We start from the raw sequence: 20,472 nt of genomic DNA, 5'->3' as shown, positions 1-20,472 counted from the left end.
AAAGCAGGCGATCGCAGCTGGCTTCGGCGGCTCATGACTCAGAAATAGGAGCGCGGCTGCTGCTTGATATGTTGGCCGAGGTAGCGTCTCACGGTCGAAAGATTTTTCGGTTCAGAAAGCTTCTCAAGTACCTGATGCACCAATTCATCGTTATCGGAGGCAACCATTGCGACGGCGTCCCTCAGGTTTCTAAGCTGACGCCAGGAAAGAGCGGGCTCCGCTGCTGCCACCAAAGCCCAAAATACAGGGCGCCATAACCCGGTGTCGAAGGGCTTCGACGCCTGAAATATGGAAAACAGCGCCTCTGAACGACTCCCCATGTTTTCAATGGCGCCAGAGGCAGCGACGTACTTTATGAGAAGTTCTTCGGCGCGCGGCGAGTTGCCGCGCTCAAGATATGCCCTAATCGGCCATGCCGAGACGGCTACACGATTGAAAATCTCCTCCTGACAGTCGGCTGCCAGAACCGCCTCTTCAAGGAGGCGGCTGTACGTTTTATCGGGCCAATGGCGTGCAACGTGAGATAGCGCCTGACACCTAAACCAAGGCGCTTCGATCCCTCTTGCGACGCTTAGCGCTTCGTCCGGGCGAACCGATGCGAGGCGGATCGCGAGATCTCTTGCTCTGGCCGGGGTCAGGGTCTTGCTCACGCAAACCGACTACCATGCCCCTCCGCAACGGCCAATTGGATCGAAGTAACGCCAGACTCTGGCCAAAGCCGCCGCATCCCGGCCATGACGGTCGGTTTTCTGGCCTGAAGCCAGGCTATGCCAGTTCAAGGCTGACGCATGGTCTCATTCCAACGCCATCGGCAGGACGTCTCCAGATCCGCAGAGCAGCAATGGTCTCGAACTCGGCGAACTTAAAACCCTTCGCCGCAGTCGACGCCACCGTAGGGTGGGCAAAGCGACGCCAAAGGCGGCGCGTGCCCACCATCGGTGGCGCTGGGTGCGGGCGGTGGGCACGGTGCGCGGAAAAGCTCGTCCGACAAGGCCGCACCCTGGCGCGCCTTTGCCCACCCTACGGCTCGGGTGACGCCGATTATGATCGCGGCCGGCGACCTCCTTCCGAACGATCTCGACCGCAATCCTGTCCGCCTACCCGAACAGATGCGCCAGCCAGAACGCGGCGCCGGCGGCGAGGCCGCCGACCAGCGCCGTCTGCAGCGCCGACTTGATCTTGTTGACGCCGGTGAAGTGGCCCTTGATGGCGCCGAAGATCAAGAGCGCGATGCCGGTGGCGACCACGGAGATGCGCAGCGCGGACGAGATGTCAGGCGCCAGCATATAGGGGATCAGCGGGATCAGGCCGCCGATCACGTAGGAGCCGCCGATGGTCACGGCGCTGACCGGCGCGCGCTTCGGATCCGGGCGTTCGAGGCCGAGCTCGAAGCGCATCATGAAGTCGACCCAGCGCTTGCGATCGGACGCGATCGCGTCGACCACGGTGGTCAAGGCCTGGCCTTCGAGACCATAGCCACGAAAGATCGCCGCGACCTCCTCGACCTCGCGACCGCGAAGCTTCTCGATCTCGTCGTGCTCCCGCTTCTCCTCGGCGGCATAATGCTCGGCGTCGGAGCGAGCGGCGAGATAGCCACCGAGCCCCATCGCGATCGCGCCGGCGACGACCTCGGCGAGGCCGGCCGTGACGATCACATCGGTCTTGGCGACCGCCGCCGAAAGACCGGCGGCGAGCGCGAACGGCACGGTGAGGCCGTCGGCCATGCCGATGACGACGTCGCGGACGACCTCCGACGCGGTGAAGTGCTTTTCGATATGCGGCGTTGCCGGCATGATGGCCTCCGATGACGTGTTCGACGGAGGCCCTTTAGCAGGCCCGGATGACAGGAGCGATCACCGCAGTCCCGGCACCATCCGCCGCAGGGTGCGATCGTGCAGCCAGTAATGGTGCAGCAAGGCAGCGCCTGCGTGCAGGCCGATCAGGATCATCAGGCCATTGGCCAGCGCCTCGTGCATCTCCTTCATGTCGTGGGCGAAGTCGCGGTCGCCGACCCAGGGTGAGGCGATCTCGAACAGGCCGAACACCGGCAAGCCGTAGCCGCGGGCGAACTGGGTGACGATGCCGAGGACCGGAATGGCGAACATGATGCCGTAGATCAGCAGATGCGTGATCTCGCCGGCATGAACGGTCCACGGGCCGAATTTGGTCGCTTCAGGCGTCGGCGGCGGATCGGCCAGGCGCCAGGCCAGGCGCGCCAGCGCGAAGCCGAGCATCGACAGCCCGAGCGAGACGTGCATGAACAGGCCCGTGTCGTGAGAGGGACGCGGCAGCATGTCGCCGAGATGGCCTGAAATCCAGGCCGCCGGCACCAGCACGGCGACGATCCAGTGCAGTGCGATCGCGACGGAGCCATACGTCTTGGCGGAGTTTCGAATACGCATGATCAGCTTCCTTCGGCCATTTGGCCCCGCTGCCGGCAAGCCGGAGCGCGGGGTGGTAGGACCGGAGGAGATAGCTCACCGGGGGCGTCGCGCCGCTGACGCGGGATGTCAGCCTGCTGTCAGAATGGACGGCGCCGGGGTGGCCTGGGACGTCGCGGGCTGCGGCCAGCGGAGTGCCGAGACGATGGCCGGCGCGATCGTGATCCTGGCGCCGCCGAGCTGGGAACGGCCGATCTGCAGCCGCCAGCCATAGGCTTCGAGCACGTCCTGCACGATCGCGAGCCCCAGCCCGCTGCCCGGCCCCTGCTCGTCGAGGCGGCCGCCGCGCTCGAGCACGCGGCCGATCTTCGCGTCCGGAATGCCCGGACCGTCATCCTCGACAGTGACGATCAGAGGGGTCGCACTGGCGACGATGCGAACCGTGCTCGCCGCATGACGCGCGGCGTTCTCCAAGAGATTGCCGAGCACCTCGGCGAGATCCGTCCGATCCATGCCGACGCGCAGGCTTGGGGGCACCTGGCCATCGAAGCTGACATGGGCGGCCGCCGGCGTGCGGCCGAGCGTCCCGAGCAGCGCATTCACCAGGGGCGCCAGCTCGGTCGCGGCCTCCGGCCCGCCGCGGGCCTTGCCGCGCAGCCGCGCCAGCGCCAGCTCGCGATCGACCTGCCGGCTCATCGCCTCGGCGACATCCTCGACATTGCGCGCCAGCTCGAGCTGGCCGAGCTCCCTCAACCGCGCGGCGTCGGCCGCGAGTGCGGCGAGCGGCGTCTTGAAGCCGTGGGCGAGATCGGCCGCACGGCTGCGCGAGCGCATGATCTCGCGGCTCTGCGCATCAAGCAGCGCGTTGACCTCGTCGACCAGCGGCGCCACCTCGGTCGGCACGTCCACCGGAAGATGCTGGCGCCGACCGCTGCGGATCTCGGCGACGCCACGGCGCAGCACGCCGAGCGGACGCAGGCCGAGAGTGACCTGAACCGACGTGCCGACGGCGAGGATGACGGCCAGCACGGCGAGCGCGATCGACAGATCCTTGGCGAAGGTCCGCACCGCGCTGGTGGCGCCGTCGAGGTCGTAGGCCACGGCCGCGCGTACGCGGATCTGGCTTTCCGGATTCATCAGGATGCCGCGCTCGGCGACCAGCACGTGTTCGCCATCCGGCCCGGCAAGCTCATGCTGATGCACGTCGCTCGGTCCGGGCTCGTCGATCGGCAGCGGCAGGATGGTGTCCCACAGCGAGCGCGAGCGCAGCAACTGGCCATGATCGTCCGAGATCTGCCAGTACAGCCCCGACAGCGGGACCACGAAGCGCGGATCGGCTGGCGGCCGCGCGACCACGATGCGCCCTTCCGCATCGACCTCGAGGCCGTTCAGCAATTGGCGCAGGTGAATGTCGAGATCGGAGGCGAGCGTACGCGCGACGTGGCGCTTGAACAGCACGACCATGCCGAAGCCGGCGACGCCGAGCGCGACCAGCAGCGCGATGGTGCCCGCCGCCACCAGCCGCAGCCGCAGCGAGCCGAGCCTCATTCCGCCGTCTCCGGGATCATGTAGCCGAAGCCGCGGCGGGTCTCGATGATCTCGGCGCCGAGCTTCTTGCGGACGCGCCGGATCAGCACCTCGAGCGCGTTGGAGTCGTGCTCGTGGCCGAGGCCGTAGACGTTCTCCTCCAGCTCATGCTGCGGCACGACGCGGCCGCTCTGCCGCAGCAGATAGGCGATCAGCCGGTATTCGAGCTGCGACAGCGTCACCGGCACGCCGGACAGGCTGACCTTCATCTGGCGCTCGTCGAGCGCCAGATCGCCGGACGAGAGCACCGGCGCCGCATGGCCGGCGGAGCGCCTCACGATCGCGCGCAGCCGCGCCAACAGCTCTTCATTGCGAAACGGCTTCGGCAGGTAGTCATCGGCGCCGGCATCGATGCCATCGACCCGCTCCGCCCAGCTCGCGCGCGCGGTCAGGATCAGCACCGGCACGTGCCGCCCGGCGCCGCGCCAGCGCTTCAGCACCGACAACCCGTCCATGCCGGGGAGGCCGAGATCGAGGATCACGGCGCCATAGTCCTCGGTGTCGCCGAGAAACCAGGCCTGCTCGCCGTTGTCGGACGTTTCGACCAGATAGCCCGCCGCCTGAAGCGTCCGGGCCAGGTCGGACGCCAGCCGCGGATCATCCTCGACCAGCAGCACTCGCATCTATTTTTCCTCGATCCGTTCGATCTCGCCGCTGCGCGCATCGACATAGACCTCGCGCACGCGGCCATCGCGGCCGATCACCCGAAACTCATAGCGCCAGCGGCCCCGCTGGCGGTCGACATCGATTCCCATCACGTCGCCGGCGACCCGGCCGCGCAATCGCGGCAGGATCTCCGATAGCGGCAGGACGTCGCCCGCCTCGACGGCGCGACGCACGGCGTCACGGCGCTCGCGATCGTCCTCGCGCGCCACCGTCGCCGCGGATGCCGCCGTCGAGATCAGCATCGCAAATACCGTGATGCGCATGAACCGTCCGATTTGAGGCAAATGCATGATCTTCCCGGGGCCTGACGCTCTGATCTTCAAAGCTCGTCGTGATTTGTTGCGCTCTCGCCACTGGGTTCGAATTGCGGAGGTCGACTTGCGGGGGTCGACTTGCGGAGCGTTCGCAAATGCTAAGGAGCTGGTGCGGATTTTAGTTTGAACTTCCGATGTCGGAATTGCGCTCAGGCCGATGCGGGGGTGGGAAATTCCAAGGGATCGGCATCCTGCCCGAGACAAGCTGACGTCTCGCTGACTCAACCTGACAGGATGCTGTCACGCTCGTTGCGACATCATCGCGTCCGGACGGAGCGAGCCGGGGGCGCGGTGAGTTCGGAGACGAGAATGCGTAAGACGATGACATTGGCAGCCGTGCTGGCGGGGCTGGGCGGCCTCTTGGCCATGTCACAAGCCAGCCGGAACGCAGCGCCCACGCTGGTGCCGGTGGCCCGTGCCGTTGACGGCGGTCTTGGAGCTGATCTTGGAGTTGGTCTTGGAGCTGGTCTTGGAGCCTACCCGCATCTTGCGGCGCTGCATGCGCGGGCCGAAGGCGAGCCGCTGAGCTACGAGCCGGCCCGCCGGGAGCGCGAAGGCGACGACGACGATCAGGACGAGTCGCGGCGGTGAGGCAAACCGGCTCTGCCGAAGCACTGACCGGAGCTAAGCCGGCAGTCCCGCTTCGTACCAGCGACGCGTCGCCCTGACGATGCGCACGACCGAGAGCATCACGGGGACTTCGACGAGAACCCCGACGACGGTCGCGAGCGCAGCCCCCGAGTCGAGCCCGAACAGGCTGATCGCGGCGGCAACCGCCAGTTCGAAGAAATTGCTGGCGCCGATCAAGGCGGCCGGAGCCGCGACGCACCAGGCCACGCCGAGCCGGCGGCTCAGCCAATAGGCGATCCCCGCGTTCAGATAGACCTGGATCAGGATCGGCACGGCCAGGATCGCGATGACGACCGGCTGCTTCAGGATCTGCTCGCCCTGGAAGCCGAACAGCAGCACGAGCGTACCGAGCAGCGCCACGAGCGAGACCGGTTGCAGTACCCGCAAGGTGCGCTCCAATGCCCCGTCCGTGCTACGCAGCAACGCCCGGCGCCAGAGTTGCGAGACGATGACCGGCACGACGATATAGAGCAGCACCGACAGCAGCAGGGTGGTCCAGGGCACCGAGATCGAGGCGACGCCGAGCAGCAGGCCCACCAGCGGCGCAAACAGGAACACCATGATGACGTCGTTGAGCGCGACCTGGCTCAGCGTGTAGTGCGGTTCGCCGTCGCACAGATTCGACCAGACGAACACCATCGCCGTGCACGGCGCCGCCGCCAGCAGGATCAGACCGGCCACGTAGGACGACAACTGGCCTGCGGGAAGCATCGGCGCGAACACGTGGCCGATGAAAACGCTGCCGAGCAGAGCCATCGAAAACGGCTTGATCGCCCAGTTCACGACCAGGGTGACGCCGATGCCCCGCCAATGCTCCTTCACGTTGCCGAGCGCGGCGAAATCGATCTTCAGCAGCATCGGAATGATCATCAGCCAGATCAGGGCTGCGACCGGCAGATTGACCCGCGCCACCTCCGCCGACGCGACAGCCGCGAACAGCCCCGGCATCAGATGGCCGAGACCGATGCCGACGATGATGCAGAGCAGGACCCAAACCGTCAGATAGCGCTCGAAGATCGTCATCGGATCAGGCCACGTCGGAGCGGAACGACGTTGCGCCCTCGCCCGTCCCGATCTCGCGCAGCCGCGTGCCCAGCGACATCGAATCGATGCGACCGAGCGGCAGATTGATGAAGGCGTCGATCCGGTTCTTCAGATAGCGGAAGGCGGTCGTGAACGCCGCGAGCTTCTCCAGCTCCGTGCCTTCGGCCGCCGCCGGATCCTCGATGCCCCAATGCGCGGTCATCGGCTGCCCTGGCCAGATCGGACACGCCTCGCCGGCGGCGTTGTCGCAGACCGTGAAGACGAAATCCATTGCCGGCGCGCCGGCGGCGGCGAACTCGCTCCAGCTCTTCGAGCGCAGATCGTCGGTCGGATAGTCCATGCGCGCGAGCGTCTCGAGCGCCAACGGATGCACCGCGCCCTTCGGCGTGCTGCCGGCGGAAAAAGCGTGGAAGCGGCCCGCGCCGTCCTTGCGCAGGATCGACTCGGCCAGCACCGAGCGTGCCGAATTTCCGGTGCAGAGGAACAATACATTGTAGATGCGGTCAGACACGGCTCTTCTCCTTGCGCTTCGGCGGACAGCACGGGGTGAGACTTGCGATGACGGGCGCGCAGACCTCCGGCCGGCCGCCGCAGCAGTCCTGCAGCAGGAACAGCGCGACCTTCTGAAACTGCGTGAGATCGGCCCGGTAGACGATCGAGCGGCTGTGCCTGATCGAACTGACGAGGCCGGCGCGCGCCAGCACGGACAGATGCGCCGACAGCGTGTTCTGCGGCACCTCCAGCAGACGTGCGAGCTCGCCGGCCGGCAGACCGTCGGGCTCGTGCTGCACCAGGGTGCGAAAGGCCTGCAGGCGCGTCGGCTGCGCCAGCGCCGCCAAGGCCAGAACGGCTTGCTCGTTTTCCATATATCCAGAACTATCGATATGATGATCCGGCGTCAAGGCTGACGAGTTCGAATGGTCCGTGTCGACGATCGGGAGACGCGGCGCCCGAAGGCTCACCGCAAGCGCAGGCGGGTGCCATCGACGGTGAGCTCGCCGTCCCGTTCCATGCGTGCCAGCGCACGATAGAGCGCCTCATGGGTGACGCCGAGCTCGGCGGCCCAGTCCTTCTTCGACCGGCCGAGCTCGACCTCGCCGCCCTCCCCCTCGGTCTCGATGAAATGCACGATCCGCTCGCGCGCCGTCTTCAGGCTGAGCCGCTCCGACTGCGCCCGGACCTTGCGCAACTCGCGGGCGAGATGATCGCACCATCGGTCCCCGATCTCGGGACGACGCAACGCTTCGGCGAAGGCCTCGCGGTCGATCGCGAGCAGCGCTGAGTCCTGTGTCGCGACGGCGTCGCAATGATACGTTGACTGATCGAGGCTGGCCTCGGCGAGAAAGCCCCGTCGGGCCCGCTGCAGGACGATGTCGTCGCCGGCGCGCGAGCGGCGCACCAGCCTCACCTCGCCGGTCAGCACGAAGAACATCGCCCGCGGCCGATCCCCCCGGCAGAACACCGTGCCCTGGCGCGGCACCTGGATGCGCCGGGTCTGCAACCGCGCGGCCGCGGGCAGCGCGGCGAGCAACGGCGACAGCCGTGCAAGAGCGCGCCAGTCGAGCGACGGGCGCGTGCCCTCGGGCGAGAGATGGCAGGTCCTCGGCATATGATCAGGATCATATGCGCCGCCCGGCCGCGCGGTCTAGGGAAGACGCCACCGCGTTCGCTGAAATGGAGGTCCTCATGCGCCTGCGTCTCGCCGCCATCACGCTGGCCCTTGTTGCGTCCGCAGGCATCGCCACGGCGCAGCACCACGGCCATCACGACCACGGCAGCCATGGGGCGCTTCCGCCAGACCAGCGCGAGCGGTTGGCGTTTCCGCCCGATCTCGCCGAGCACACCCTCGCCAACATGCGCGACCATCTGCTGGCGCTGCAGCAGATCAACGACGCGCTTGCGGCGGGCGAGCCGGACAAAGCCGGCCAGATCGCCGAGCAACGCCTGGGCATGAGCTCACTGCGCCTGCACGGCGCCGCCGAGGTCGCCGGGTTCATGCCCCAGGGCATGCAGGAGGCCGGCACCGCCATGCACAAAGCGGCGAGCCGCTTCGCCATCGAAGCGCAGAATGCGGGTGTGACCGGCGACCTCAAGCCGGCGCTGAAGGCGCTCGGCGAGACGATGGCGGCCTGCGTCGGCTGCCATGCCGGCTACCGGCTGCGATAGCGCGCCGGACAACCGACCGCGCGCGGCGCGCACTCATGGATATTTCCAATATTCTAGAAATATCGTTTGACTCCGGCGGGCCGCATGCCGCATCCTTCACACCATGAAGCTCGATGACGCCGCTGCCCGCCTGGAAGCCCTCGGCAATACCACGCGCCTGAAGATCTACCGCGCGCTGGTGCGCGCCGGGCATGCCGGGATGCCGGTCGGCCGGCTGCAGGAGCGGCTGAAGGTCCCGGCCTCCACGCTGTCGCACCACGTCAAGACGCTGGTCGCGGTCGGGCTGATCTCGCAAATGCGCGAGGGCACGACGCTGGTCTGCCATGCCGAATACGACGTGATGCGCTCCCTGCTCGGCTTTCTCGTCTCAGAATGCTGCGTCGAGGAGCGCGACTGCGGCACCGCGAGGCCGGCGGCCTGATGATTTCGCCCTTTAATTCGATTATTCTAGAAGTATAGGAGGACGTACATGACGGACGCCAAGACGGTCGCTATCATCGGCGCCGGCCCGGTCGGGCTGGCGGCAGCGGCCCATGCGCTGGCGCGCGGCCTGACCCCGGTCGTGCTGGAAGCGGGTCCGGAAGCCGCGCACGCGGTGCGGCAATGGCAGCACGTCCAGTTGTTCTCGCCGTGGAAGTACAACATCGATAGCGCGGCGGCGCGGCTGCTCGCTGCGACGGGATGGAATTCGCCCGAGCCCGAGGTCTATCCGACCGGGCGCGAGCTGATCGAATCCTATCTCGCGCCGCTGGCGACGCGCACTGCGCTGCGCGACGTCGTCAGGACCTCGCATCGCGTCACCGCGATCAGCCGGGCCGGCTTCGACAAGGCCACGTCGAAGGGACGCGCCGATGCGCCGTTCGAGATCCGCATCCACAACGGCAAGGGCGAGGCGGCGCTGCAGGCCGACGCCGTCATCGATGTCTCCGGTGCCTGGTTCTCGCCCAACCCTGCCGGCCATAGCGGACTGCCCGCGCTCGGCGAAGCCGCGCATGCGGCGCGCATCGCCTACGCGATGCCGGATGTCCGAGGCGCGCAGCGCAGCCGTTATGCTGGCAGGACGGTCGCGGTGCTCGGCGCCGGCCACTCGGCGATCGGCACCCTGATCGACCTGGCCGCATTGGCCGAGGTCGCGCCGGGCACGCAGGCGATCTGGCTGTTGCGCGGCGACGATCCCGCGAGGGCGTTCGGCGGCGGCAGCGCCGACCAGCTCGCCGCGCGCGGCGAACTCGGCCTGGCCTTCGCCGCGCTGGTACGTTCGGGCCGCATCCGGCTCGAGCCCGGCTTCGGCGTCACGGGGATCACCGATGAGGACAGCCGGTTGCGGATCGCCGCGGACGGCGACCGCCGCATCATCGCCGACGAGCTGATCGTCGCCACCGGCTTCCGCCCCGATCTGTCGCTGCTGGCGGAGCTGCGCCTGCGGCTCGATCCCGCGATCGAGGCTCCTGTTGCGCTCGCGCCATTGATCGATCCGAACGAGCATTCCTGCGGCACGGTGCGGCCGCATGGCGCGCGCGAGCTGGCGCAGGCCGACGAGCCCGGGCTCTATCTCGCCGGCATGAAGAGCTACGGCCGCGCGCCGAACTTCCTGATGATGACGGGCTATGAGCAGGTCCGTTCGATCACCGCCGACATCGCCGGGGACAAGGCCGCCGCGCATCGTGTCGAGTTGAAACTGCCGGAGACCGGCGTCTGCACCCGCGGCGGAGTGGAGAGCATTGCAGCCCTGCCCGGCTGCTGTGGCGGACCGGCGCCATCGGGCGTAGACAGTTGCTGTGCCGATGACGCCAAAGCCAAGCTGGCTGGCCGCAGCGGCTGCGGCTGCTCATGACGCCGAGCCAAGGAGAGGTCGACGGGAATGCAGGCAAGACGGCTGGGCGTGGTCATCGCTCTCGGCACCGCCCAGACGCTGGCCTGGGGATCGAGCTACTATCTTCCCGCCATCCTCGCCGACCCGATCGCCAGGGATCTCGGCCTGTCCAACAACTGGTTCTTCGCCGCCTTTTCCGCCTCGCTGATCATCTCCGGCCTGTTGGGTCCGCGCATCGGCCGCCAGATCGACCGCGTCGGCGGCCGCCAGGTGCTGTGCGCCTCCAACATCGTGCTGGCGATCGGGCTCGCACTGCTCGGCCTGTCGCATTCGCTGTGGGTGATGGCGCTGGCGTGGCTGTGGCTCGGCGTCGGCATGGGGCTCGGCCTCTATGACGCCGCGTTCGGCGCGCTCGGGCGCATCTACGGCAAGGACGCGCGCGGCGCGATCACCGGCATCACCCTGATCGCGGGCTTCGCCTCGACCGTCGGCTGGCCGCTGAGCACATGGGGGCTCGCGACGATCGGCTGGCGCGAGACCTGCTTCGCCTGGGCGATCGCGCATCTCGTCATCGGCCTGCCGCTCAATTTGTCGCTGCCGCGGGCGACCGTGATGGCGCCCGGCGATATCCCGACGGGCAAGCCCAACATCCCGCTCGACCGCCCGATGGTGCTGATCGCGTTCGCGATGGCGGCGGCCTGGACCGTGACCGCGGCGATGGCGGTGCATCTGCCGCGGCTGATGCAGGCGTTCGGCGCGACGCCCGCGCAAGCCTTGTTCGCCGGCATGATGATCGGGCCGGCGCAGGTCGCGGCGCGCGTGTTCGAGGCCGGCTTCCTCAGCCGCTTCCATCCGCTCGCCTCGGCGCGGCTCGCCTGCATCACCCATCCGATCGGCGCCGTGACGATCGGGCTGTTCGGCGGGGGCGCCGCGGCGGCGTTCGCGCTGCTGCACGGCTCCGGCAACGGCATCCTGACGATCGCTCGCGGCACCCTGCCGCTCGCCATCTTCGGCCCCGTCAACTACGCCTACCGGCTCGGCCTGATCGGGGCCCCGTCGCGGATCTGCCAGGCCTTCGCGCCGCTGCTGTTCGGCCTGCTGATCGATGGGCTCGGCCGCGGCGTACTGATCGTGTCGGCGAGCCTCAGCCTGTCGGCGCTCGCCGCCCTGATGCTGCTGCCGGCCGAGCGCGCCGAGACGGCGGTGCCGCTCGACACCACCGACAAGGCGGCTTGAGCCGGTAGCCCTTTCTTAACCAGCTTTCTGCGCCCACCGCTCACCGTGCCGCTGCGGACGGGCATCCATGAGCGCATATACGGAAAGTTGAAGGTTGGATTGAAGGATACCCGTGGTCATACGGGGGTCATTCACGACACGATGGCATTGCAGCGCAAACACATGCTTCGCGTCGGGGCGGTGGCCGCCTGCGTCGGGATCTTCCTGGCCGGCGCCGATTTCGCCGTGACCGCGCTGATCGGCAACCAGACCGCGCGGCAGCTCAGCGAGCTCAGCAAGGTGGCGCTGCGCCGCTCCGAGGCGGCCATCGACTCGGCCGGATCGATCCTGAACCGCCTGATCGCGAAAGGTCCGATGGACTGCAGCGCCGTCGCGCTGCAGGCGCTGCGCCTTCACGTCTATCAAGGCACCATCATCAAGGACATCCGCACCGTCGACCGCGACGGCGCGGTCGAGTGTGCGGCCTATTCCGAAACGCTCGAATTCGACAATGGCTGGGCGCGGCGCGACGAGATGTTCAAGTCCGCCGACGGCGAGCTGCGGCTGTTCCGCGTCGAGCAGTTCACCGGCGCCGCGTTCGGCGTGATGCGCGACATCGACGCGCAACGGTCTCTGGCTGCGATCCTGCGCATCGATGGCAACCTGCTGGACGTGATGCCGGTCGGCCTGCGCGCCGAGAGCAACGTCACCCTGACCCTGCCCGATGGCGAGCAGGTGGCCGGCTATCATCCCGATGCATCCGCCAAGTCTCCGGCGCAGACCGTCGCGTTCACCACCGTGTCCGACCGCTATCCGCTGCAGGCCACGATCCATGTGCGGCCGCAGAGCCTGAGCACCCGCGGCGACCTCGCTTATCTCCTGACCATGCTCGCCGCTGGCACGCTGGGCGGCATGTTCGGCCTGCTGCTGGCGAGCTATCTCAGCCGGCCGGTGGACCCGGTCGCCGAGCTCGACCGCGCGCTCGCGGCCAACGAGTTCAAGCCCTACGTACAGCCGACCTTCCGACTGAAGACCGGCGACATCGTCGGCTGCGAGATCCTGGCACGCTGGGAGAAGCCGGACGGCCGGCTGATCCCGCCGATGAGCTTCATCCCGCTCGCCGAGACCACCGGCCGCATCGAGAAGCTGACCTGGCAGCTTCTCAAGACCGCCTTGCGCGAACTGCAGCCGGAGATGAAGCAGGACAAGCTGTTCAAGCTGTCCGTCAACATCACCCCGCGCCATCTGCTCGGCGACCGCTTCATCGACGATCTGCGCAAGACGGTCGCGTCGTCGTCGGTCTCTACCCGCCAGGTCGTGCTCGAGGTCACCGAGCGCGAGGAGCTCGCCGATCTCGCCAAGGCGACTGATGTCGTAAGGGAGCTCAGCGAACTCGGCTTCCGCGTCGCGCTCGACGACGTCGGCATCGGCCATAGTGGCCTGTCCTATATCCAGCGGCTCGGCGCGCGCATCCTGAAGATCGACAAGTTCTTCGTTGACGCGATCACCCGCGACCAGTCCGCCATCGTGGTGGTGCAGATGCTGGTGGCGCTGGCGCGCGAGCTCGACATGTCCGTGGTCGCCGAGGGCATCGAGCATCAGGAGCAGGTCGATGCGCTGATCGCCTGCGGCGTCGAGGAAGGCCAGGGCTACCTGGTCGCGCCGCCGCTGTCGCTCGGCCGCTTCAAGCAGTTCCTCGACGTGCGCCGGGCCTCGGCCGTTCCCGGCCAGGCCGGCGAGCCGGAACTGGCCGCGTGACGGCGAGCCCGCGCGCGTCGGGCACGCGCCTCACTGCCGGGTCATCTGTCCGCGGATCTCGCCGCCCGGATTCGCCTGGGTGTGGACGTTGGCGTACCATTTGCCGGCCAGCAGATCGGCCGCCTGCGCATCGGTGATCACGGCGGAGCCCGTGATCGGCGGCTCCGGGCTCTTGAACGGCAGCACGATGCCGGCATTCTTGCCGGGCTCGCTGGGACCGTGGAAATGCGCGCCGATCGGCGGCCCGCTGAGGCCGGAGAAGGTGACCTTCCAGCTCAGCGTCTTGGTTGCGGTGTCGAAGCTCGCTTCGGCCGCGCCCGACGCGGCGGACGCGTTCGGCGGCACCTCGTTGGCGGCCTTGAGCTCGGACTTCAAGACGACGGTTTCGGCGCGAGCCATCGGCGCGGCCGCGACGCAGACGACGGCGAGCAACGCCAAATGAACGAATGTCCGTCCCATGATTTTCCTCCTAATTCGTTATGTGCAGTTTCAGTGTTCGAGACCCCACGGGCAAGCTGATATTCCGTGGAACGCATTAACACCCCAGGCATGAGCAGCGGCCCCGGCCGCGTTGATTGAACAATCCCGACCCCTGTGCCAAACAGGACGGGAACACAAAGGCCTCGAAAGAAAGCCATGGCGGATCGAATGGTTGCTTCCAGGACGGCGCGCGGCAAGGTGGGGCGGCCTCCGCTCGAACGTGCCGGCGAGGTCGAGGAGCGCATTCTCGACGCGGCAAAGACGGTGTTCCTCGCAAACGGCTTCGAAGGCGCGAGCGTCGACGAAATCGCGCAGACCGCGCGCGCCGGCAAGCCGACCATCTACGCGCGATTTCCCAGCAAGGCCGCGCTGTTCGCGGCCGTCATCGGCCGCCAGGCCGCGCGCAACACGCAGTATGAGAACCTGGTGCCGCAGGGCCGCACCTTCCGCGCCCGGCTGATCAGCCTCGGGCTCACCTTGATCGAGCGCGCCTTCGTCGAGGACACGATCGGCCTGATGCGCACCGCGATTGCGGAAAGTCCGCGCTTTCCCGAGCTGACGCTCGAGATCCAGGACACGGCGCGCAAGCGCGCCACCTGCAATGTGAGCCACGCGATCGGCGAGCTCGCGCGCGCCGAAGGTCTCGCCGGCAAGGGCGCGTTCTCGGCCGACCGCATCGAGGACAGCGCACGGATCTTCCTCGATCTCGTCGTGTTCGCCGTGCTGATCCGCAGCCTGCTCGGCGAGGACATGCGCGCCCTGAAGAAGGAAGCCCAGGCGCATGTCGAGAAGCGCGTCGACTTCTTCCTCGCCGCGACGACGTGATCCTAAATCTTTCTGTCCTTGCGCAGCTCCGGAAAGATCGTCTCGTCCTGCAGGATCACGTCCGCGGTGCGCTGATAGTGCGCCGTGAGCAGCGCAACCGCGCGTTCGGTGTCGGCGTCGAGCACGGCGTTCACGATGTCGGCGTGCTCGTCGCCGACGGGGCGTGACGGAAACGCCTTGCGGATCGACAGCCGGCGGTAGCGATAGAGCTGGTCGGCAAGCTGGCCGCAGAACGCGATCAGCGACTGCGAGCCGCAGTTCGAGATCAGGACCCGATGATAGATCCGGTGCAGCCTCTCCCACTCCGGATTGTCCTCGAACGTTGTCGCGCTGAGCGAGCGCGGCGCGCGGCTGAGCCGATGCTGCGCCAGCACCAGTTGCTCTTCCCAATCGGGCGTCGCCGCCGCCATCGACTCGCGCAGCGCCAGCGCCTCGACCCAGCAGCGCGTCTTGGTCAGCTCGGCGAGCTCGGCGCGGCTGATGTCCTTGACGTAGAAGCCGCGCTGCTCGCGCACCTCGACCAGTCCGTCGGCAGTCAGGCGGTTGAGCGCCTCGCGCAGCGGTGTCTGCCCGGTCTGATAGGTCTCGGTCAAAAACCGCATCTGCAGCTTGCGCGACGGCGCCAGCCGGCCGGACAGCAGGTCCTCGCGCAGCCGGTCATACACATGACTCGCCTGCGTCGACGGGCCCTGCCCCTCGGCCTCCAAAACCGCATCCACGCCCGATCTCCTCTGAATCAGACGACATGTATAGAGCGAGGCTGCAGAACATAAAATTTATAAATTCTGATTGATTTCGATTTTTTATGTAATAAAAGGGACGAGCCGGTTTCGCCGGCCAGGGACAGAAACGTCGCGCGTCCTCATCCGGGCATCGCGCAGGAGGACACGCTCATGACCCGGTTTCCGGTCACGGCTCTGCGCAGCGTCGATCTGGGCACGCCAGATCTCGCGCGTTCGGAAGCGTTCTATCGACAGACCTGGGGGCTGGAGCGCGTCGCGGAGGCCCACGGCATCGTCTACCTCCGTGCGACCGGCAGCGACCATCATGTCGTGGCGCTGCACCAGAGCGAGCGCACCGAGCTGCAGGCGGTGACTTTCCGCCTCGCCGAGTCCAGTGATTTCGATGCCGTCAGCCGCAACGCCATCCATGAAGGCGCGACGCTGATCGCAGCGCCGGCGCCGAACCCCGGCCCCGACGGCGGCGTGATCATGAGCCTGCGCGGCCCCGAAGGTGGCGTGCTGCGCTTCGTGCATGGCGACATCAGGCACGACGCCAGGCCGCCGCGGCCCGAGCTCCCGGAGCGGCTCGCCCACGTCAATCTCAACAGCACCGATGTCGATCGTTCGGCGGCCTTCTACGAGAGGGCGCTCGGCTTCCGCCTGACCGACCGCTCCGCGGCGATGGCCTTCGTTCGCTGCAATTCGGACCACCATGCCGTCGTGATCGCTGCGGCGAAGGTCAACGGGCTCAACCATGTCGCCTTCCTGATGCCGACCTGGGAAGGCGTGATGCGCGGTGCGGGCCGCATGATCGATGCCGGCCATCCGATTGCGTGGGGCGTCGGACGCCACGGCCCCGGCGACAATGTCTTCGCCTACTTCATCGATCCCGTCGGGACCGTGATCGAATACACCGCCGAGGTGCTGCAGGTCGACGACGACTACGTCGTGCGCGGGCCGGAGCATTGGGTCTGGCCGCCCGGCCGCACCGATCAATGGGGCATCGCTCCGCCCAAGGCCGAGCACGTCAAGTCCGCGCAGCTCGCGGTCGGCTACGCCGCCTGACTCGTTTTCCAACTCCAGAGTTTCCAGATCCATGTCCGCCACGTCAGATCACAAGCATTTCGAGGCCGTGATCGTCGGCTTCGGTCCGACCGGCGCCATCGCCGCGAGCCTGCTCGGCATGCAGGGCATCAAAACGCTCGCGATCGACCGCGCTGTCGAGATCTACGACAAGCCGCGCGCGATCGCGCTCGATCACGAGATCATGCGGCTGTTCGACAATCTCGGTATCGCCGAACAAGTCAGCCGGTACGTCGCGCCGTTCCCGGCGTCCGAGCATTTCGGCGCCCAAGGGCAGTTGATCCGCCGCATCGACATGGTAGGCCCGCCCTATCCCCTCGGCTACACGCCGAGCATGGTGTTCACCCAGCCGCCGGTCGAGCAGGTGATGCGCGATCGTGTCGGCCGCTGCCCATCCGTGACGATCGAGCTCGGCACGACGCTGGTCGACATCCGCCAGGACAGTTCTGCGGCGACGGTCGTGCTGAAGCGCGAGGACGGCACCACGCGCGAGGTCACCGCCGACTACGTGATCGCCTGCGACGGCGCCTCGAGCAGCGTGCGCCAGAAGCTCGGCATCAGCTTCGACGATCTCGATTTCGACGAGCCGTGGCTCGTGGTCGACCTCCTCGTCAACGACAGCGGCGTCGGCAAGCTGCCGAAGACAGCCGCTCAGTTCTGCAATCCGGCGCGGCCGACCACCTACATCATTGGTCCCGGCAACCATCGCCGCTTCGAGATCATGCTGCGGCCGGGCGAGGACCGACATGCGATGGAGCAGCCGGATCAGGTCTGGCAATTGCTCTCGCCCTGGCTCTCTCCGGACGATGGCGAGCTGTGGCGCGCGGCCAGCTATCGCTTCCATGCGCTGGTCGCACGCCGCTGGCGCCAGGGGCGCGTCCTGCTCGCCGGCGACGCCGCGCATCAGCAGCCGCCCTTCATCGGCCAGGGCATGTGCCAGGGCCTGCGCGATGCAGCCAATCTGTGTTGGAAGCTCGCGCGCGTGTTGCGCGGCCAATCGACCGCGGCGCTGCTCGACAGCTACGAGATCGAGCGCAGCACGCATGTGCGCGAGCTGACCACGCGCATCAAGGCGATCGGCCGCGTCATCTGCGAGCAGGATCCGGAGGCCGCAGCGGCACGCGACGCGCGTATCCTTGCCGAAGGCGGCGGCGCGCCGCGCACCATCACCCGGCAGGAGATCGTGCCGCCGCTGACGCAGGGACTGCTCGCGACCAAGGCAAATGCGGCCAACGGCACGCTGTTTCCGCAGCCCTGGATCGCCGGTGATGGCGGGCGTGCCCTGCTCGATAGCGTGGCCGGCACCGGATGGCGGCTCGTCCTCGACGGGCGGGGTGCGCTGAACTCGAGCGCGATCGACGCTGCCACCCGCGACGCCGGGATCAGTGTGATCGCCATCGGCGGTCACGGCCTGCACGAGGAGAGCGCCGTCGTTGCACGCTGGTTCGAACGCCACGGCTGCGGCGCCGCGCTGGTGCGACCCGACCATTATGTCTACGGCGTCGCGACGGACGCGCCAGGGCTCGCCGCGCTGCTGAGCGAGCTGAACGAACGACTGCACTCATCATAACAAGAGACTATCAAACGGGGAAACGCCATGACGACATCATCGGACACCGCTAGATCCAGTATGGGAGGACGCGCGATCGCCGTCCTCATCATGCTGTTCCTGTTCCAGACGCTGAACTTCTTCGACAAGCTGGTATTCGGCCTCTCGGCCGTGCCGATGATGAAGGAGCTGGGCTTGAGCCCGAAGGAGTTCGGGCTGATCGGCAGCAGCTTCTTCCTGCTGTTCTCGCTGTCGGGCATGGCGGTCGGCATGTTCGTCGTCGGACGCTTCCCGGTGAAATGGCTGCTCCTGATCATGGCCGGCGTCTGGTCGGCGACGCAGATCCCGATCTTCTTCTCCGGCTCGATCGCCGTGCTGGTGATCTGCCGCATCATCCTCGGCGCCGGCGAAGGGCCTGGGCTGCCGACCGCGCTGCACGCCTGCTACAACTGGTTTCCCGCCGACCGGCGCAGCGTGCCGAGCGCCGTGGTGCTGCAGGGCATCAGCGTCGGCCTCTTGGCCGGCGGTCCGATCCTGACCTATGTCATCGTGAGCTATGGCTGGCGCACCGGCTTCCTGTTCTGCGGCCTGCTCGGGCTGGCCTGGATGCTCGGCTGGTTCTTCATCGGCGGCGAAGGACCCTACTCCGCCCATGCGCCGGAGGCTGCGGCGGCCAAGGACAAGGCGTTGCCGGCGCGCGTGCTGTGGGCCGATCCGACCGTGATCGGCGTCATCATCATGTCGACCGCGTCGTACTGGATCGTCGGCATGTCCGCGACCTGGCTGCCGCCCTATCTGCAGCTCGGGCTCGGCTACAAGCAGGTCGATGTCGGCTGGATCATCTCAGGGATCTATCTGTTCCAGTCGCCGCTGCTGCTCGGCGGCTCCTGGCTGACGCAAGTTCTGCAGCGCAAAGGCTTCAGCTTGCGTGCCTGCCTCGGCCACGCCTCCGGTCTCGCGCTGCTCGCCGCCGGCTGCGCACTGCTGTTGAGCATCGTCACCTCGGGCCCGCTGCAGCTCGCCTGTATCGCGATCGCCTTCGCCGCACCGAGCCTCACCACGATCTTCGGCCCCGTCGCGCTCGGCGCCGTGGCGCCGGCGATCCAGCGCGGCCGGCTCATCGTCGTGATCTATTCCGGCAACGCGGCATCCGCGCTGGTGTCGAATGCGCTCACCGGCTGGATCGTCGGCGAGGCCGGCGGCAACGCGCCGCTTGGTTACGCCCACGCCATGACCTTCACCGCCGGCGTGCTGATCGTTGGCGCCATCTCGGCCTTCGCGCTGATCTTCCCGGAGCGCACCATCGCGCGCTTCGCGAAATCGGCGCAAGAACCGGCTTCTCCCTCCGCCGTAGCGGCGGTTTCGACCTGAGGACATCGGATGAGATTTGCAAGCTTCACCATCGACAATGCGCCGACCTGGGGACTGGTCGAGGGCACTGACATCGCCGATCTCGGTGCTGTCCTACGCGACCGCTTCCCGGATCTGAAATCGGCGATCGCAGCGGACGCGCTGAAGGAAGCGGCTGCAGCGGCCTCGGGCGCAAGGCGGTATCCGCTCTCGGCCATCAGCTTCCTGCCGGTGATTCCGAACCCGGACAAGATCCTCTGCATCGGCCTGAACTACGAGACGCACCGCAAGGAGACCGGCCGCTCCGAGGTCGAGAACCCCACGGTGTTCGGCCGCTTCGCCAACAGCCAGACCGGGCATCTCACCGACATCATCCGCCCGCGCGTCTCGACCGATCTCGATTTCGAGGGCGAACTCGCCATCGTCATCGGCAAGCCCGGCCGCTACATCCCGCGCAGCGAGGCTTGGCAGCACATCGCCGGCTATGCCTGTTACAACGAGGGCAGCGTGCGCGACTTCCAGCGCCACACCCACCAGTTCACGCCGGGGAAGAATTTTCCCGCGACCGGCGCGTTCGGCCCGTGGCTGGTCACGCCGGACGAGATCGACGATCTCGGTCCGCTGCGGCTGCAGACCCGACTGAACGGCGAGGTGGTGCAGGACGCCACGATCAGCCAGATGATCTTCGATATCCCGCGCCAGATCGAATACTGCTCGTCGTTCACCCGGCTCGAGCCGGGCGACGTGATCGCCACGGGGACGCCGGGCGGCGTGGGGTCGCGCCGAACACCGCCGCTGTGGATGAAGCCGGGCGACGTGGTGGAGGTCGAGATCGACCGCATCGGGCTGTTGCGGAACGGCATCGCCGACGAGGCGGTGTAAGCGCCCC

23 protein-coding genes are annotated in these 20,472 nt (G+C 67.4%); 11 read left to right on the top strand and 12 right to left on the bottom strand.

Annotated elements, in window-relative coordinates:
* Positions 1 to 38: 38 nt before the first annotated feature.
* From QX048_RS29390 to QX048_RS29365, 6 genes are all read right to left on the bottom strand, one after another.
* The gene (locus QX048_RS29390) at positions 39 to 650 is read right to left on the bottom strand and encodes a hypothetical protein (protein WP_315828175.1); all 612 of its coding nucleotides are present in this window, start codon (positions 648 to 650) and stop codon (positions 39 to 41) included.
* Between the two features lie 447 nt (positions 651 to 1,097).
* Entirely contained in the window at positions 1,098 to 1,793 is a 696-nt protein-coding gene (locus tag QX048_RS29385) for a VIT1/CCC1 transporter family protein (protein ID WP_315828176.1), read from the bottom strand.
* A gap of 60 nt (positions 1,794 to 1,853) precedes the next feature.
* Entirely contained in the window at positions 1,854 to 2,402 is a 549-nt protein-coding gene (locus tag QX048_RS29380) for a cytochrome b (protein WP_315753181.1), read from the bottom strand.
* 108 nt (positions 2,403 to 2,510) lie between these two features.
* The gene (locus tag QX048_RS29375; RefSeq protein WP_315712714.1) at positions 2,511 to 3,929 is read right to left on the bottom strand and encodes a sensor histidine kinase; all 1,419 of its coding nucleotides are present in this window, start codon (positions 3,927 to 3,929) and stop codon (positions 2,511 to 2,513) included.
* Positions 3,926 to 4,591 carry a response regulator transcription factor gene (locus QX048_RS29370; RefSeq protein WP_315712715.1) on the bottom strand — a complete coding sequence of 222 codons (666 nt, stop codon included), beginning with the start codon at positions 4,589 to 4,591 and terminating at the stop codon, positions 3,926 to 3,928. The genes QX048_RS29375 and QX048_RS29370 overlap by 4 nt, the downstream gene beginning before the upstream one ends.
* A complete protein-coding gene (locus QX048_RS29365) occupies positions 4,592 to 4,897 on the bottom strand; it encodes a PepSY domain-containing protein (protein ID WP_315712717.1) in 306 nt (101 codons plus the stop codon).
* 360 nt (positions 4,898 to 5,257) lie between these two features.
* Here QX048_RS29365 and QX048_RS29360 point away from each other — a divergent pair, with 360 nt between their 5' ends.
* Entirely contained in the window at positions 5,258 to 5,539 is a 282-nt protein-coding gene (locus QX048_RS29360) for a hypothetical protein (protein WP_316167143.1), read from the top strand.
* A gap of 33 nt (positions 5,540 to 5,572) precedes the next feature.
* Here QX048_RS29360 and arsB read toward each other — a convergent pair whose 3' ends face one another.
* The 4 genes from arsB to QX048_RS29340 form a co-directional block, all read right to left on the bottom strand.
* A complete protein-coding gene (gene arsB, locus QX048_RS29355) occupies positions 5,573 to 6,601 on the bottom strand; it encodes an ACR3 family arsenite efflux transporter (protein ID WP_315712719.1) in 1,029 nt (342 codons plus the stop codon).
* A gap of 4 nt (positions 6,602 to 6,605) precedes the next feature.
* Entirely contained in the window at positions 6,606 to 7,133 is a 528-nt protein-coding gene (locus QX048_RS29350) for an arsenate reductase ArsC (protein WP_315828177.1), read from the bottom strand.
* Positions 7,126 to 7,488, bottom strand: coding sequence for a metalloregulator ArsR/SmtB family transcription factor (locus tag QX048_RS29345; protein ID WP_315712722.1), 363 nt, complete (start codon positions 7,486 to 7,488; stop codon positions 7,126 to 7,128). The genes QX048_RS29350 and QX048_RS29345 overlap by 8 nt, the downstream gene beginning before the upstream one ends.
* Positions 7,489 to 7,580: 92 nt before the next feature.
* Positions 7,581 to 8,231 (bottom strand): Crp/Fnr family transcriptional regulator, encoded by a 651-nt coding sequence (locus tag QX048_RS29340; RefSeq protein ID WP_315828178.1) that lies wholly within the window; start codon positions 8,229 to 8,231, stop codon positions 7,581 to 7,583.
* A gap of 77 nt (positions 8,232 to 8,308) precedes the next feature.
* On the opposite strand from QX048_RS29340, the gene QX048_RS29335 reads away from it, so the two are divergent.
* From QX048_RS29335 to QX048_RS29315, 5 genes are all read left to right on the top strand, one after another.
* Positions 8,309 to 8,788, top strand: a complete 480-nt coding sequence (locus QX048_RS29335; RefSeq protein WP_315828179.1) for a hypothetical protein — start codon at positions 8,309 to 8,311, stop codon at positions 8,786 to 8,788.
* Positions 8,789 to 8,891: 103 nt separating this feature from the next.
* Positions 8,892 to 9,209 carry a metalloregulator ArsR/SmtB family transcription factor gene (locus QX048_RS29330; protein ID WP_315712726.1) on the top strand — a complete coding sequence of 106 codons (318 nt, stop codon included), beginning with the start codon at positions 8,892 to 8,894 and terminating at the stop codon, positions 9,207 to 9,209.
* A 48-nt stretch (positions 9,210 to 9,257) separates the two neighbouring features.
* Positions 9,258 to 10,622: an NAD(P)-binding domain-containing protein gene (locus tag QX048_RS29325; RefSeq protein ID WP_315828180.1), complete on the top strand. Its 1,365-nt coding sequence runs from the start codon at positions 9,258 to 9,260 to the stop codon at positions 10,620 to 10,622.
* A 27-nt stretch (positions 10,623 to 10,649) separates the two neighbouring features.
* Positions 10,650 to 11,837: an MFS transporter gene (locus tag QX048_RS29320; protein WP_316167148.1), complete on the top strand. Its 1,188-nt coding sequence runs from the start codon at positions 10,650 to 10,652 to the stop codon at positions 11,835 to 11,837.
* A gap of 162 nt (positions 11,838 to 11,999) precedes the next feature.
* Positions 12,000 to 13,574, top strand: coding sequence for an EAL domain-containing protein (locus tag QX048_RS29315; protein WP_315828182.1), 1,575 nt, complete (start codon positions 12,000 to 12,002; stop codon positions 13,572 to 13,574).
* A 30-nt stretch (positions 13,575 to 13,604) separates the two neighbouring features.
* On the opposite strand, the gene QX048_RS29310 is transcribed toward QX048_RS29315, so the two are convergent.
* Positions 13,605 to 14,033 (bottom strand): CHRD domain-containing protein, encoded by a 429-nt coding sequence (locus QX048_RS29310; RefSeq protein WP_315828183.1) that lies wholly within the window; start codon positions 14,031 to 14,033, stop codon positions 13,605 to 13,607.
* A gap of 189 nt (positions 14,034 to 14,222) precedes the next feature.
* Here QX048_RS29310 and QX048_RS29305 point away from each other — a divergent pair, with 189 nt between their 5' ends.
* The gene (locus tag QX048_RS29305; RefSeq protein ID WP_315753189.1) at positions 14,223 to 14,879 is read left to right on the top strand and encodes a TetR/AcrR family transcriptional regulator; all 657 of its coding nucleotides are present in this window, start codon (positions 14,223 to 14,225) and stop codon (positions 14,877 to 14,879) included.
* 2 nt (positions 14,880 to 14,881) lie between these two features.
* Here the strand turns inward: QX048_RS29305 and QX048_RS29300 are convergent, their stop codons facing one another.
* Entirely contained in the window at positions 14,882 to 15,598 is a 717-nt protein-coding gene (locus QX048_RS29300) for a GntR family transcriptional regulator (protein ID WP_315828184.1), read from the bottom strand.
* 174 nt (positions 15,599 to 15,772) lie between these two features.
* Between QX048_RS29300 and QX048_RS29295 the strand changes: the two genes are divergently transcribed.
* From QX048_RS29295 to QX048_RS29280, 4 genes are read left to right on the top strand one after another with little or no spacing between them, the layout of a single operon-like run.
* Positions 15,773 to 16,666, top strand: a complete 894-nt coding sequence (locus tag QX048_RS29295; protein WP_315753191.1) for a VOC family protein — start codon at positions 15,773 to 15,775, stop codon at positions 16,664 to 16,666.
* Between the two features lie 31 nt (positions 16,667 to 16,697).
* Positions 16,698 to 18,254, top strand: a complete 1,557-nt coding sequence (locus QX048_RS29290; RefSeq protein ID WP_315828185.1) for a bifunctional 3-(3-hydroxy-phenyl)propionate/3-hydroxycinnamic acid hydroxylase — start codon at positions 16,698 to 16,700, stop codon at positions 18,252 to 18,254.
* A gap of 27 nt (positions 18,255 to 18,281) precedes the next feature.
* Positions 18,282 to 19,604: an MFS transporter gene (locus QX048_RS29285; RefSeq protein WP_315753193.1), complete on the top strand. Its 1,323-nt coding sequence runs from the start codon at positions 18,282 to 18,284 to the stop codon at positions 19,602 to 19,604.
* Between the two features lie 9 nt (positions 19,605 to 19,613).
* Positions 19,614 to 20,465: a fumarylacetoacetate hydrolase family protein gene (locus QX048_RS29280; protein WP_315753194.1), complete on the top strand. Its 852-nt coding sequence runs from the start codon at positions 19,614 to 19,616 to the stop codon at positions 20,463 to 20,465.
* Positions 20,466 to 20,472 lie beyond the last annotated feature (7 nt).

Source organism: Bradyrhizobium sp. SZCCHNS30572, assembly GCF_032484415.1.
Lineage (GTDB): Bacteria > Pseudomonadota > Alphaproteobacteria > Rhizobiales > Xanthobacteraceae > Bradyrhizobium.
The sequence above is the reverse complement of the archived record's forward strand: the minus strand, read 5'-3'. Positions and strand labels throughout refer to the sequence as shown.

Coding starts and splice junctions, on each gene's coding strand:
- QX048_RS29385 (WP_315828176.1), bottom strand. CDS start 1,793: ATGCCGGCAACGCCGCATATCGAAAAGCACTTCACCGCGTCGGAGGTC.
- QX048_RS29380 (WP_315753181.1), bottom strand. CDS start 2,402: ATGCGTATTCGAAACTCCGCCAAGACGTATGGCTCCGTCGCGATCGCA.
- QX048_RS29375 (WP_315712714.1), bottom strand. CDS start 3,929: ATGAGGCTCGGCTCGCTGCGGCTGCGGCTGGTGGCGGCGGGCACCATC.
- QX048_RS29370 (WP_315712715.1), bottom strand. CDS start 4,591: ATGCGAGTGCTGCTGGTCGAGGATGATCCGCGGCTGGCGTCCGACCTG.
- QX048_RS29365 (WP_315712717.1), bottom strand. CDS start 4,897: ATGCGCATCACGGTATTTGCGATGCTGATCTCGACGGCGGCATCCGCG.
- QX048_RS29360 (WP_316167143.1), top strand. CDS start 5,258: ATGCGTAAGACGATGACATTGGCAGCCGTGCTGGCGGGGCTGGGCGGC.
- arsB (WP_315712719.1), bottom strand. CDS start 6,601: ATGACGATCTTCGAGCGCTATCTGACGGTTTGGGTCCTGCTCTGCATC.
- QX048_RS29345 (WP_315712722.1), bottom strand. CDS start 7,488: ATGGAAAACGAGCAAGCCGTTCTGGCCTTGGCGGCGCTGGCGCAGCCG.
- QX048_RS29340 (WP_315828178.1), bottom strand. CDS start 8,231: ATGCCGAGGACCTGCCATCTCTCGCCCGAGGGCACGCGCCCGTCGCTC.
- QX048_RS29335 (WP_315828179.1), top strand. CDS start 8,309: ATGCGCCTGCGTCTCGCCGCCATCACGCTGGCCCTTGTTGCGTCCGCA.
- QX048_RS29330 (WP_315712726.1), top strand. CDS start 8,892: ATGAAGCTCGATGACGCCGCTGCCCGCCTGGAAGCCCTCGGCAATACC.
- QX048_RS29325 (WP_315828180.1), top strand. CDS start 9,258: ATGACGGACGCCAAGACGGTCGCTATCATCGGCGCCGGCCCGGTCGGG.
- QX048_RS29320 (WP_316167148.1), top strand. CDS start 10,650: ATGCAGGCAAGACGGCTGGGCGTGGTCATCGCTCTCGGCACCGCCCAG.
- QX048_RS29315 (WP_315828182.1), top strand. CDS start 12,000: ATGCTTCGCGTCGGGGCGGTGGCCGCCTGCGTCGGGATCTTCCTGGCC.
- QX048_RS29310 (WP_315828183.1), bottom strand. CDS start 14,033: ATGGGACGGACATTCGTTCATTTGGCGTTGCTCGCCGTCGTCTGCGTC.
- QX048_RS29305 (WP_315753189.1), top strand. CDS start 14,223: ATGGTTGCTTCCAGGACGGCGCGCGGCAAGGTGGGGCGGCCTCCGCTC.
- QX048_RS29295 (WP_315753191.1), top strand. CDS start 15,773: ATGACCCGGTTTCCGGTCACGGCTCTGCGCAGCGTCGATCTGGGCACG.
- QX048_RS29290 (WP_315828185.1), top strand. CDS start 16,698: ATGTCCGCCACGTCAGATCACAAGCATTTCGAGGCCGTGATCGTCGGC.
- QX048_RS29285 (WP_315753193.1), top strand. CDS start 18,282: ATGACGACATCATCGGACACCGCTAGATCCAGTATGGGAGGACGCGCG.
- QX048_RS29280 (WP_315753194.1), top strand. CDS start 19,614: ATGAGATTTGCAAGCTTCACCATCGACAATGCGCCGACCTGGGGACTG.